9 protein-coding genes and 1 riboswitch are annotated in these 12,552 nt (G+C 64.9%); of the genes, 3 read left to right on the top strand and 6 right to left on the bottom strand.

Features of this window, described 5'->3' with window-relative positions:
* Positions 1-30 precede the first annotated feature (30 nt).
* Positions 31-933: a LysR family transcriptional regulator gene (locus Azoinq_RS05720; RefSeq protein WP_216131189.1), complete on the bottom strand. Its 903-nt coding sequence runs from the start codon at positions 931-933 to the stop codon at positions 31-33.
* A gap of 119 nt (positions 934-1,052) precedes the next feature.
* On the opposite strand from Azoinq_RS05720, the gene Azoinq_RS05715 reads away from it, so the two are divergent.
* Both Azoinq_RS05715 and Azoinq_RS05710 read left to right on the top strand, forming a co-directional pair.
* Complete coding sequence (locus Azoinq_RS05715; protein WP_216131192.1) at positions 1,053-1,970, top strand: DMT family transporter; 918 nt, start codon at positions 1,053-1,055, stop codon at positions 1,968-1,970.
* Between the two features lie 81 nt (positions 1,971-2,051).
* A complete protein-coding gene (locus Azoinq_RS05710; protein WP_216131195.1) occupies positions 2,052-3,335 on the top strand; it encodes a tetratricopeptide repeat protein in 1,284 nt (427 codons plus the stop codon).
* Between the two features lie 18 nt (positions 3,336-3,353).
* Here Azoinq_RS05710 and Azoinq_RS15070 read toward each other — a convergent pair whose 3' ends face one another.
* The 3 genes from Azoinq_RS15070 to ahcY all read right to left on the bottom strand — a co-directional run bounded on the left by Azoinq_RS15070 (position 3,354) and on the right by ahcY (position 7,269).
* Positions 3,354-4,832, bottom strand: a complete 1,479-nt coding sequence (locus Azoinq_RS15070; protein ID WP_216131198.1) for a rhomboid family intramembrane serine protease — start codon at positions 4,830-4,832, stop codon at positions 3,354-3,356.
* Positions 4,833-4,908: 76 nt separating this feature from the next.
* On the bottom strand, positions 4,909-5,739 hold the full coding sequence (metF, locus tag Azoinq_RS05700) for a methylenetetrahydrofolate reductase [NAD(P)H] (RefSeq protein WP_216131201.1): 831 nt from the start codon (positions 5,737-5,739) through the stop codon (positions 4,909-4,911).
* A gap of 111 nt (positions 5,740-5,850) precedes the next feature.
* On the bottom strand, positions 5,851-7,269 hold the full coding sequence (ahcY, locus tag Azoinq_RS05695; protein WP_216131204.1) for an adenosylhomocysteinase: 1,419 nt from the start codon (positions 7,267-7,269) through the stop codon (positions 5,851-5,853).
* A 100-nt stretch (positions 7,270-7,369) separates the two neighbouring features.
* Positions 7,370-7,462, bottom strand: a riboswitch (S-adenosyl-L-homocysteine riboswitch).
* Between the two features lie 242 nt (positions 7,463-7,704).
* Between ahcY and Azoinq_RS05690 the strand changes: the two genes are divergently transcribed.
* The gene (locus Azoinq_RS05690) at positions 7,705-9,309 is read left to right on the top strand and encodes a methyl-accepting chemotaxis protein (RefSeq protein WP_216131206.1); all 1,605 of its coding nucleotides are present in this window, start codon (positions 7,705-7,707) and stop codon (positions 9,307-9,309) included.
* 239 nt (positions 9,310-9,548) lie between these two features.
* Here Azoinq_RS05690 and Azoinq_RS05685 read toward each other — a convergent pair whose 3' ends face one another.
* Both Azoinq_RS05685 and metK read right to left on the bottom strand, forming a co-directional pair.
* The gene (locus tag Azoinq_RS05685) at positions 9,549-11,216 is read right to left on the bottom strand and encodes a fatty acid--CoA ligase (protein ID WP_216131209.1); all 1,668 of its coding nucleotides are present in this window, start codon (positions 11,214-11,216) and stop codon (positions 9,549-9,551) included.
* Positions 11,217-11,357: 141 nt separating this feature from the next.
* Positions 11,358-12,524: a methionine adenosyltransferase gene (metK, locus tag Azoinq_RS05680; RefSeq protein ID WP_216131214.1), complete on the bottom strand. Its 1,167-nt coding sequence runs from the start codon at positions 12,522-12,524 to the stop codon at positions 11,358-11,360.
* Between the last annotated feature and the right edge of the window lie 28 nt (positions 12,525-12,552).

Genomic DNA, 12,552 nt, shown 5'->3' with positions numbered 1-12,552 from the left:
GGTCCCGGCTGGGTGGACAAGGGGCGGGCGTCAGGGTTCGCCCGTGCCGCCCTGGCGGGCCAATTCTTCCACCAGGGCGGCGGCGAAGCCGGTGAGGGCGTCCCGGCGGCGGATGCAGATGGAGAGGTCCCGCCGGGCCCAGGGCTCGTCCAGCTCCACCACCGTGGGAGGTTCCCGGAGATTGGCGCCAGGCACGGCGGAGCGGGGCACCAGACCGATGCCCACCCCGGCCCCCACCATGCGGCAGACCGCCTCGAAGCTGCGCACCTGGATGCGCACATTGAGGTGGCGCCCCAGGGCCGCCGCCGCGTTGGTGGTGAAGGTGTGGATGGCGGAGCCGGCGTGGAGCATCACAAAGGGGTAGTCCAGCACCTCCCCGAAGCCGCAGCGGGCCCGGGCCGCCAGGGGATGGGCGGCGGGGGTGATGAGCACCAGCCGGTCCTGGCGGTAGGGCAGGAGTTCCACCCCGGCCCCCTCGGCGCCCCCGGCCACCACGCCCATTTCTACCTCCCCGGCGGCCACCGCCAGCACAATGACCGGGCTGGTGTGTTCCTCCAGGGTGACGCTGACCTGGGGGTGGGCCCGGAGGAAGTCGGCCAGGTCGTCGGGAAGAAAGCTGTGGGTGGCGTGGGTGTTGGCCCACAGGCTTACGTGGCCGCGAATGCCCTGGGCGTAGGGGGCCAGGTCCGCGTGCATCTGTTCCAACCGGGCGAAAACCTGGCGGGTGTGGCGCAGCAGGGCTTCCCCGGCCCGGGTGAGCCGCAGACCCCGGGCCTGGCGCAGAAACAGGGGGGTGCCCAGATCCCCTTCCAGCTGGCGTAGCCGGTGGCTGGCGGAGGAGGGGGCAAGGTTCGTCTTTTCCGCACCCCGGGTCAGATTGCCCGCCTCGGCAATGGCCTGGAAGAGGCGTAGATCGGTGAGATCGTAGTGCATGGCGCTTGAAGGCTTTCTATAAGCGTTCGATGTGGACGAATCCTACCTTGGGGGAAGGCCAATTGTCTTCCCGTCTTGGCCCTGGCCTAATGGGCCTTTTCCCCCGTTGAAGTGCCGCCATGTCCCGCCTCCCCTGGTCCTCCGAACGCCTGGGTATTGTCCTCGCCATCCTGGCGGCCCTGGGTTTTTCCTTCAAGGCCATTTTCGTCAAACTGGCCTATCTGGTATCCCCCGCCGCCCCGGTGGATGCGGTGACCCTGCTTTCCCTGCGCATGGTCCTGGCCCTGCCCGCCTTTCTCTGGATCGGTATCCGCTCGAGCCGGGGGGCGCCCCCCTTAAGCGCCCGGGAATGGCTCAAACTCTCGGCCCTGGGCATACTCGGCTACTACGGTTCCAGCCTGCTGGATTTCTACGGCCTGCGCTACATTTCCGCCGGCCTGGAACGGCTCATCCTGTTCACCTATCCCACCCTCACCGTGCTCATTGCCGTGGCCTTTCTCGGCAAGCGCCTGGAAAAGCGGGAGGTGGCCTCCCTGGCCATTTCCTATCTGGGCATCGGCCTGGCCTTTGCCCATGACCTCCATTTCGCCGCCGACCTGGGCACGGTGCTGGTGGGCAGCGCCTTTGTCTTCGCTTCCTCCTTGAGCTACGCCTTCTACCTCTCGGGCAGCGCCGGGGCCATCCAGCGCCTGGGCTCGGCCCGCTTCACCGCCCTGGCCATGCTGGTCTCCACCGGTGCCACCCAGGTCCATTTTGTCCTCACCCAGCCCCTGGGCGCCCTCATCCAGCCCTGGCCCATCTACGCCTGCGGCGCGGGCATGGCCCTGTTTTCCACGGTGCTGCCCGTGTTTATGCAGTCTGCGGCAATTCGCCGCATCGGCGCCTCCCGCTCCGTGCTGATCGGTACCCTGGGGCCCATGCTGACCATTTTCTTCAGCTGGTGGCTGCTCAAGGAACCCATGTCTGGGGCCCAATTGCTGGGGGCCGGGCTGGTGCTGGTGGGGGTATTACTGGTGAGCCGCCCCAAGTCTGCCTGAGGGGGCCTATGGCTTTGGCGCGATGGACAAGGGGCGGGGGCCTCGGCTACCCTTTTGTCATCACATCGGGAAGCTTCCGCCATGGCCCTCTCTGCCGCCCCCATCACCCCGTTCTGGCAGCGCCTGCCCCGCTTCTTTCTCTTCCCCCTGGCGCCCCGGACCCTGGGCTATCTGCTCTTTCTCGCCGCCTGCTGCGGGGCGGGCCTGGTCCTGCCCATGATCAAGCCCCTCAAATTGCTGATTACGGCGGTGGCCTGCCTCGGCGCCTGGCTGGCCCTGACCCGCTACGCCTACGGGGTGCTGGAGGAGACGGCCCGGGGGCACCTGACGCCGGAGGATTACGACCGGACCGATACCTCCCATCGCAATTCCCTACCCTACAAGCAATTCGCCGTGTTTTTTGTCATGGGCCTGGCCCTGGGGCTGTGCTCCCTGGCGGGTCGCTTTGCCGCGTTTGTCGCCCAGGGGGTGGTGAATCTGTCCATGCCCGCCAGCATCATGGTGCTGACCCTGACCGGCAGCATGGGGGCCGCCCTTAGCCCCGCCGGCCTGTGGCGGGTGATTCGGAGCATCGGCCTGCCCTATCTGGGCCTTTGCGCCTTCCTCTTCCTCCTCTCCCTGGGGGGACCGGAACTGCTCAAGCTGGTGGCGCCCCGGCTGCCCCTCTGGGCCATGGTGCCCGCCATCAATTTCATCCTCATGTATTTCACCCTCATCATGTTCAACCTGATGGGCTACGTGCTGTACCAATACCACGGAGACCTGGGTCTGGCCGCCGAGGGGGATGAGGGGCTGGCCGGGCCGGAAGGGGAGCGGGCGGCGGACCCGGGGGAGCGGATCGCCGCCCTTATTTCCGCCGGGCAGGTGGATCAGGCCCTGGATGTGGCCTATGAGGCCCAGCGTCTGGCCCCCGGGGATTTCCGGGCCCAGGACCGGTACCTGAAACTGCTGCTTCTAGGCCATAAGACGGAGCGTTTCTTGAGCCACGCCCGGTCCGTGCTGCCCGTGTATCTAGCCCGGGGCCAGCTGGCGGAAGCTTGGGCCCTATGGCGCCGCTGCCGCCAGCTGGACGCCGCCTGGGAGACGCCCGAGGCAACGGTGCTGGGCCTGGCCCAGGCCGCCGCCCGGGGCCGGGATTTTCGGGGGGCCCTGGAGGTGATGAAGGGTTTTGATCGCCGCAATCCGGGCCACGGGGACATTCCCGCCGTCTATCTGCTCAGCGCCCAAATCCTCTGCGAGCAGTTCCACCAGGACCCCATGGCCGGGCGCATTCTGGAAACCCTGAAAGCCCGCTACCCGGACCATCCCCTGCGGGCCGAGGCGGAACGCTATCTGGCCACCCTGGCCCGTCTGGCCCAGGCCTGAGGGGCGCCCCTCCCCCGGCTAGCGCAGCAGCTGGGTGGCCAGCCGGGCTTCTTCCGTTTCGGGAAAATTCTGGCGCAGGGTTTCCAGACCCCGGCGGAAGGCTTCCTGATTGCCCTGACGGGCGTGGTGCCGGGCCAGGACCATGAGCAGGGGAGCGATCTGGGCATGGTCCGGGTTGCGGGCCTGCAAGGCCCGGATCAGGCGTTCCCCGTCTTCCCCGTAACCGGCCAGAATCAGGCGCCGGGCCAGGGTGGCCAGGCCGTCCGGGGTAAAACGCACACAGGGTCGGGCCAGGCTCATGTACTCCAGCAGCACCTCCCGCACCCGGGCCTCCCGGGCCCCGTCCCCCGCGGGCAGGGCAAACACCCGGGCGGCGGCCCGATGGTAGTGATCGTCCGCCGGGTGGAGTTTGGCCAGCTGGTAATAGGGATTCACCACCGTCTCGTCTTCCGGATAGCGGCGGGAAAGGCGGCGCAGGGCCTCCACCCCTTCATCCACCTTGAGTTCCCGAATCAGGATTTGAATGCGGGCCAGGCTGGCGGCGGGCTCCGCCTCCCCTGGCGCGGGCGTCAGCGTAGCCCCCGGATCGGGTAGGGCCTGGTGGGGATGGCGCCAGCGGAACCAGGCGGCCAGCAGGGCGCCGGCGACAAAGCCTCCCATGTGGGCCACGTAATTGATGGGGCTTTCCGGGTGGGCCCAGAGCTGGTAGGCCTCGTTGGCCAGCCATAGGGGCAGGGCCAGGATGGCGGGGGCGACGCAGAAGTCGAAGTAGAAAACGATCCAGTAAAAAAAGCGGATGGGCCGGGCGCCGAAGAGCACCACAAACATGGCCATGACCCCCGCAATGGCCCCGGAAGCGCCGATGCTGCCGGTGCTGCGCTGGCCGTGGAGAGCCAGATCCAGTCCGGCGGCCCCCAGTCCGGCGAGCAGGTAATAGAGCAGGTAGCGCCGGCTTCCCAGGGCCTCTTCCACCAGATAGCCGGTAATGAAGAGGATCACCATATTGCCCACCAGATGGCTTTCGTCCCCGTGGAGGAACATGTGGCTGAACCAGGTGATGGGGCGGGGATCGGTGGGGGTGAAGGCGTAGCGGCTGGTGACGGCCCGATTGCGGAGATCTTCGTAATGGCGGCGGGCGGTCTGCCACTGGGGATAGAGGGGGGAGTGGGGGGTAATGACCTGACCCCGATGCAGGCGAAGCTGGAATTCCCCGTCGTTTTCCATGGCGGCCAGCACCAGGGGCCACCGGTCATGGGCGTAGGCCTGGCGTAGGCGGCGGGCTTTTTCTCCGCCTTGCTCGGAAAGATAGTTCAGGTAGGCGGGCAGTTCCGCCTCCCGCAGCACGGACTTGCCGTAGTAATCCAGGGCCTGCTCCTGGACCTTGTCCCCCGGGATCTGCCAGAAAAAGTAGATCAGGGTGCACAGCACCATGATGGCCAGGGTGACCAGGGGAGGATGGCGCCAATCCGGGCGCCGAGGCAGGGGGACGAGCAGCATGACGGCATTATGTCGTGCTTCCCTGTCCAGGGGAACGGTCCCGGGCCGAAAGGCCCGGGAAAGACTGGGAAAAGGCTTAGGAAAGGCCCAGCCGGCGGCAGATTTCCAGGATCAGGCCGGACTGGTTCATGCTGTAAAAATGCAGGCCCGGGGCGCCTCCGTCCAGCAGGCGCTGGCACAGGGCGGTGACCGCATCTAGGCCGAATTCCCGGATGGAATCCCCATCATCCCCGAAGGATTCGAATTTACGCCGCATCCAGCGGGGAATTTCGGCGCCGCAGGCGTCGGAGAAGCGGGCCAGTTTGGAAAAACTGGCGATAGGCATGATGCCGGGAAACACGGGAATATCCGCCCCGGCGGCCCGGGCCTCGTCCACAAAGCGGAAATAGGCGTCCCCATTGTAGAAATACTGGGTGATGGCGATGTCCGCCCCGGCCTGGACCTTGCCCACATAGGCTTGCAGGTCGGCGGCCGGGCTGGGGGCCTGGGGATGCCATTCCGGGTAGGCGGCCACGGCCAGACGGAACCAGTCGCCGGTTTCCTGGCGGATGAATTCCACCAGTTCGTTGGCGTAGCGGAATTCTCCGGACTGGGCCATGCCGGACGGCAGGTCGCCGCGCAGGGCCACCAGATGGCGGATACCGGCGGCCCGGTAGTCGTCCAGGATGGCCCGGATGGAATCCCGGGAAGAGCCGATACAGGAAAGATGGGGGGCGGCGACCCGTCCTTCGCTAGCGATTTCCTTGACCACGGCAGCGGTACGCTCCCGGGTGGAGCCGCCCGCCCCGTAGGTGACGGAGAAAAAGGCGGGTTGGGCCGCCGCCAGCTGCTGGCGCACGGCCCGCAGCTTATCCACGCCCTCGCTGGTCTGGGGCGGGAAAAATTCGATGGAAATTTCCGGGGTCATGGGGGCTCCTGGAAAAAGGCGGAAGCGGCGCCGAGCAAAGAAGAGCGCGGCTTCCGCCGGAATGGGGGGCACTGGGTCGGCCTCCGGGGGGAGGCCGATCCAGTGCGGGTCTTAGTAGCGGTAGTTTTCCGCCTTGTAGGGGCCTTCCACGGGGACGCCAATGTAGGCGGCCTGTTCCGCGGTCAGGGTGGTCAGGTGGGCGCCGATTTTTTCCAGGTGCAGGCGGGCCACCATTTCATCCAGGTGCTTGGGCAGCACATACACCCCCACCGGGTACTGGGCGGTCTTGGTGAACAGCTCGATCTGGGCCAGGGTCTGGTTGGCGAAGGAGTTGCTCATGACGAAGCTGGGGTGGCCGGTGGCGCAGCCCAGATTCACCAGACGGCCTTCGGCCAGGAGAATGATGCGCTTGCCGTCGGGGAAAATGACGTGATCCACCTGGGGCTTGATGTTTTCCCATTGGTACTGGCGCAGGCTGGCTACCTGGATTTCGGAATCAAAGTGGCCGATGTTGCAGACAATGGCGTTGTTCTTCATGGCCGCCATGTGGTCGTGGGTGATGACCCCCACATTGCCCGTGGTGGTGACGAAAATGTCCCCCAGGGGCGCGGCTTCTTCCATGGTGACCACCCGGTAGCCTTCCATGGCGGCTTGCAGGGCGCAGATGGGGTCCACTTCCGTGACCCACACGGTGGCGCCCAGGCCGCGCAGGGATTGGGCGCAGCCCTTACCCACGTCGCCGTAACCCAGCACCACGCCGATCTTGCCCGCCACCATTACGTCCGTGGCCCGCTTGATGCCGTCCACCAGGGATTCCCGGCAGCCGTAGAGGTTGTCGAACTTGGACTTGGTTACCGAGTCATTGACGTTGATGGCGGGAATCTTCAGTTCGCCCCGGGCGTGCATTTGGTAGAGCCGGTGCACCCCAGTGGTGGTTTCTTCGGTGACGCCCTTGATATGGGCCAGATGGGTGGAATACCAGGTGGGATCGGTCTTCAGCTTGGCCTTGATGGCGGCGAACAGCACGGTGGCTTCTTCGCTGTCCGGATGATCCAGCACGGACAGATCTTTTTCCGCCCGGGCGCCCAGGTGCAGCAGCAGGGTGGCGTCACCCCCATCGTCCAGGATCATGTTGCTGAACACGGGGGCACCGTTGGCTTCCGGCCATTCAAAAATGCGGTGGGTGTAGTTCCAGTAATCTTCCAGGGATTCGCCCTTGACGGCGAAAACGGACACCCCGTCCTGGGCGATGGCGGCGGCGGCGTGATCCTGGGTGGAGAAAATATTGCAGGAGGCCCAGCGCACTTCCGCCCCCAGGGCGGTCAGGGTCTCGATGAGCACTGCCGTCTGGATGGTCATGTGCAGGGAGCCCGTAATGCGGGCGCCCTTCAGAGGCTGGGCGGTGGCGAATTTTTCCCGGATGGCCATGAGGCCGGGCATTTCGGTTTCCGCAATGCGGATTTCTTTGCGGCCCCAGGGGGCCAGATTCAGGTCGGCGACGACGTATTCGTGGGAGAGTTGGGCGGTCACAGTGTGGCTCCTTCGTCGGAAGCCGGACAAACGGGAAGCAGGGGACCGGGAGATAAGGAACTCACGCGGACTCACGCTGCACCCCGCGCCGGCAGGGTTGAACAGGTGAGCGCCGTTGTTACAACCAGGGCGACTGCCCGTGGCCAGGAACTCCGAGCCTGGGATCAATAATCTCGCAGCGCTCCTCGGAGGACGGCCATTATAACTTGGCTCTTCTGGCTTGGGGGAGAAGTGCAAGTTACAATCTAATACAAAAGTAATATGAAGTAATATGCCGTTGTCCGATAAAATATCGCCAACAGTAGTGATCCTGGTGACAGGGAAGTTGACCAACTGGCGGCCAGCCTCCCGGCGCAGATCCGGGACCGCGATAAAAAACATAGCGCCAGAGTGGGGCCCCGGCCCCTTTTGTCCTTCAGCCTTACGGAGTTCCCCATGTCGGTCGCCAAACGTCTCATTCTGCTGGTTTGTACTTCCCTCATTGCCCTGGCCATACTCGGCTGGGTGGCCCTGGATACGGCGGGTCGCCTGGACGGGCGCCTCAATGAAATTAACGAATCGGTCATGCCCAGCGTCATTGGCACGGACGGGGCGGCGGCCCAGTTGTTTGAAAGCCGTTCCCTGGTGCTGACCCATATCCTGGTCACTGACACCACCCGCAAGGCGGCCGTCATGGCATCCATCCAGGAAGCCCGCAAGTCTTTCCTGGATAAGGTGGGGCGCCAGCGTCCCCTGGATGACCAGGACCGGGCCCTGTTGCAGGAAGCCAATACCCAGGTGAGCCGTTATTTCGCCCTGGTGGACCAGGCCCTGGCCCTGTCCAATGACGGTAAAAACGAGGCGGCCCGGGAGATGATTCTGAGCCATGGGGCCCAGATCAAGGCCATGATGCAGGCGGTCAATAACCTGCTGGCCTATGAGGCTTCCCTGACCGGGAAAGTGGCCCAGGCTTCGGCGGCGGATTACCACAACAGCATTATTCTGCTGCTCGGGGTTATCGGTCTGGCGGCGGCATTTTCCATTGTCATGGGGGTCATGACCTACCGTCGGGTGGAAGGGCCCCTGGTGGCCGTGGAACGGCTGGTGGAAGAGGTGGAAAGCGAGCTGGATTTCACCCGCCGGGTGCCGGTCACGGGTAAGGACGAAATTTCCGCTATGGCGGCGGCCTTCAACCGGTTGCTGGACCGGATGCAGCAAAGCCTGTCCGACATTACCAAGCACGCCTCCGAAGTGTCCGACGCCGCCGCCCAGATGGCTACGGCGGCCCAGCAGGTGTCCGTCAGTTCCTCCCAGCAAAGCGATGCGGCGGCCAGCATGGCGGCCACGGTGGAAGAAATGACCGTGAGCGTCACCCACGTGGCGGACCGGGCCGGGGAAACCAACCAGCTGGCCGTGCGTTCCGGCCAGGTGGCTACCGAAGGGGCGGAGGTGATCGGCCATACGGTGGAAGACATCAACGGCATCGCCCAGGTGGTGCGCAGCGCCGCCGAACACATCGATCTGCTGGATCAGGACAGCGCCAAGGTGAATACGGTGGTGGCGGTGATTCGGGAAGTGGCGGATCAGACCAATCTCCTGGCTCTGAATGCGGCCATCGAGGCGGCTCGGGCCGGGGAAGCGGGCCGGGGCTTTGCCGTGGTGGCTGACGAGGTGCGCAAGCTGGCGGAACGCACCGCCTCTTCCACCCAGGAAATCGCCTCCACCATCGGTTCCATGCAGACCAGCGCCAAGAGCGCCGCCGAAGGCATGCGGGCGGCGGTGGATCAGGTGGAAAGCGGCGTGGCCCGTACCGCCCAGGCCAGCGACTCGATCCGGGAAATCAGCCAGGTGTCCCAGGACACGGAAGCCCGGGTGGGGGAAATCAGCGAAGCCATTCGGGAACAAAGCGTGGCCAGCACCAGCATTGCCCAGCAGGTGGAACGGATCGCCCAGATGACGGAAGAAAACAGCGCCGCGGCGGCCGCCACGGCGGACACGGCCCGGCATCTGGACGAACTGGCTGGCGCCATGCGTCAGGTGGTGGGCCAGTACCGGGTGTGAGGCAGGCCGCCCGGGGCGGCCCAATCGCTGCAATGAAGGGGCCATTCGGCCCCTTTTCTTTTCTGCCCGGAGAGGGAAGAAAGACGGGCTTCTTACTTTTGCCGGGCGGGAGAGCCAAGCTGGAAGCCATTCTTGCGGCGGGGTGAAGGGAAATTGGCTTCCCGCGGCCCTGGGCGGCCGGATGCCCTATGCGGAAGGTTCGGCGGTAGGTTACCCGGAAGTCCGATAGGCCGGCGGTCTTAGCCCTTGGCCTTGGACAAATCTTCCCGGATCTGGCGCTTGTTGATTTTGCCCACGCTGGTGCGGGCCAGGGTTTTGACGAAGCTCACCTGGATCAGCACCCCGTAGCGGGTGACGCCTTGCACTTCCGCTGCGTGGGCGGCGAAGTTGCGGATGGTGTGGGCGGTGATTTTGCCTTCCCATTCCGGCTTTAACACCACCAGGGCCAGGGGCCGTTCCCCCCACTTGTCGTCCCGCACCCCCACCACGGCCACTTCATGGACCGCCGGGTGTTGGCCCACGATGTCTTCCAGTTGCAGGGAGGAGGTCCATTCCCCGCCGGTTTTGATCACGTCCTTGATCCGGTCCGTGATTTGCAGCCAGCCCTGGGCGTCCATAAAACCGATGTCGGCGGTGTGCAGGTAGCCCCCTTCCCACAACTCCTCCGAGGCTTCCGGAGCGTGGAGGTAGCCCTGGGTGAGCCAGGGGGAGCGCACCACCACTTCCCCCGTGGTCTGGCCGTCCCGGGGCAGTTCCCCCATGTTGGGGTCGGTCAGGCGCAAATCCACCAGGGGCAGGGTGAGGCCGGTCTTGGCCCGGTACACCGCCTGCTCCTCCGCCGGGGCATCCACCAGGTCGCTGGGGAGGTGGGCGATGGTGAGGATGGGGCAGGTTTCCGACATGCCGTAGCCGGTAAAGAGGTCCATGCCCCGGGCCAGGGCCGTACAGGCGAGGGCCTGGGCCAAGGCGGAGCCGCCGATCATCACCTTCCAGCCGGACAGGTCCGTGTCCTTGGCGTGGGGATGGTTGAGGATCATGTGCAGCACCGTGGGGACGCAGTGGGAAAAGCTCACCTTTTCCTCCCGGCGCAGCTTGAGGAGCATGTCCGCCTGGTAGCGGCCCGGATAGACCTGTTTCAGGCCCAGCATGGTGGCCACGTAGGGCAGGCCCCAGGCATGCACGTGGAACATGGGGGTGATGGGCATGTACACGTCGTCCCGGTGCAGGCGCCCCTGGCGGGCGGCGGTGCCCAGGGCGGTGGCCGCGGAAAGGCTGTGCAACACCAGCTGGCGATGGCTGAAATAGACCCCCTTGGGCAAGCCCGTGGTGCCGGTGGTGTAGAAGGTGGTGGCCTTGGCGTTTTCGTCAAAGTCAGGGAAATCGTAGTCCGGGGAAGACTGGGCCAGCAGGGTTTCGTAATCCGTGGCGAAGGGCAGGTCCAGGCCCGCCTTGCTTTCCCCGGCCTGATCTCCGTGGATCAGTACCAGGGTCTTCACCGTTTCCAGCTTGTCCGCAAAGGCGGCCAGGAGGGGCAGGAATTCGCTATTGACCAGAAGCACGTCGGCCCGGGCGTGGTTCAGGGTGTACAGGAGCTGGTCCTGAGTGAGGCGCACATTCACCGTTTGCAGCACCGCCCCCATCATGGGCACGGCAAAAAAACATTCCAAATAGCGGTGGCTGTCCCAGTCCATGATGGCCACCGTCTTGCCCGCTTCCACCCCCAGCCCGGCCAGACCGTTGGCCAGCCGGCCGATGCGCTGTTCCAGATCCCGGTAGGTGTGGCGCACCTTGTCCCGGTAAACGATTTCCTGATCCGGATGCTGGGTCAGGGCCGAGTGGAGCAGGTGCTTGATGAGCAGGGGAAAGGCATAGGCGGAAGGCGTGGCGGCGACGAGTTGGACCGGCATATTGTTGTTTGACCTTTGCAAAAGAACAGGCGGGGCTTGGGGCCCGGTGGCGGCCGCCGGGTGGGCGGATACAAAAACGCCCAGCGGGTGGCTGGGCGTCTGAGCTACGACAAAAGCAGTATGGCGCAGGCGCGCCCCGGATTATAGGCCCGCGTCGGCCCGCAGGGCAGCCGCCTTGTCCGTGGCTTCCCAGGTGAATTCCGGCTCTTCCCGACCGAAGTGGCCGTAGGCGGCGGTTTTGGCGTAGATGGGGCGGAGCAGGTCCAGGGTTTGGATAATGCCCTTGGGACGCAGGTCGAAGTGACGGCCCACCAGTTCCACAATTTTTTCATCGGCGATCTTGCCCGTGCCGAAGGTATTCACCATCAGGGAAACGGGCTTGGCCACGCCGATGGCATAGGCTACCTGGACTTCGCACTTGTCCGCCAGACCGGCGGCCACGATGTTCTTGGCCACATAGCGGCCCGCGTAGGCGGCGGAGCGGTCCACCTTGGAAGGATCCTTGCCGGAAAAAGCGCCGCCGCCGTGGTGGGCGGCACCGCCGTAGGTGTCCACAATGATCTTGCGCCCGGTGAGGCCGCAGTCCCCGTGGGGACCGCCCACTACGAACCGGCCGGTGGGGTTGATCAGGTAGCGGGTGTTGCCGTTGAGCAATTCCGGGGGCAGCACGGGCTTGATGATTTCTTCTACCACCGCTTCGGTAATCTGGGCGTGGGAGACTTCCGGGCTGTGCTGGGTGGAAACCACCACGGTGTCGATGGCCACCGGCTTACCGTCCACGTATTTCACCGTGAGCTGGCTCTTGGCGTCGGGACGCAGCCAGGGCAGGCGACCATCCTTGCGCACCTCGGCCTGACGCTGCATGATGCGGTGGGCGTAGTAGATGGGCAGGGGCATGAGGGACGGGGTTTCGTTGCAGGCATAGCCGAACATCAGCCCCTGGTCGCCGGCACCCTGGTCCAGATCCAGGCCTTCCCCTTCATTCACCCCCTGGGCGATGTCCGGGGATTGCTTGTTGATGGCCACCAGAATGGCGCAGGACTTGTAGTCGAAGCCGATTTCCGAATCGGTGTAACCAATGCGCCGCACCGCTTCCTGGGCGATGTCCCGGTAATTGATGTTGGCTTTGGTGGTGATTTCCCCGGACATGACCACCAGACCGGTGGATACCAGGGTTTCGCAGGCGACCCGGCCCTTGGGGTCTTCCGCCAGAATGGCGTCCAGCACGGAATCGGAAATCTGGTCAGCGACCTTGTCCGGATGGCCTTCGGAAACGGATTCCGAGGTAAACAGAAACTCTTTTGCCAAGATAAATACTCCTCTCCCCTTTTGTTGT

Origin of the sequence: Azospira inquinata (genome assembly GCF_018905915.1) — a bacterium.
Taxonomy (GTDB): Bacteria; Pseudomonadota; Gammaproteobacteria; order Burkholderiales; family Rhodocyclaceae; genus Azospira; species Azospira inquinata.
Note: the sequence above shows the minus strand (reverse complement) of the source record. Positions and strands in the feature narration are given on the sequence as shown.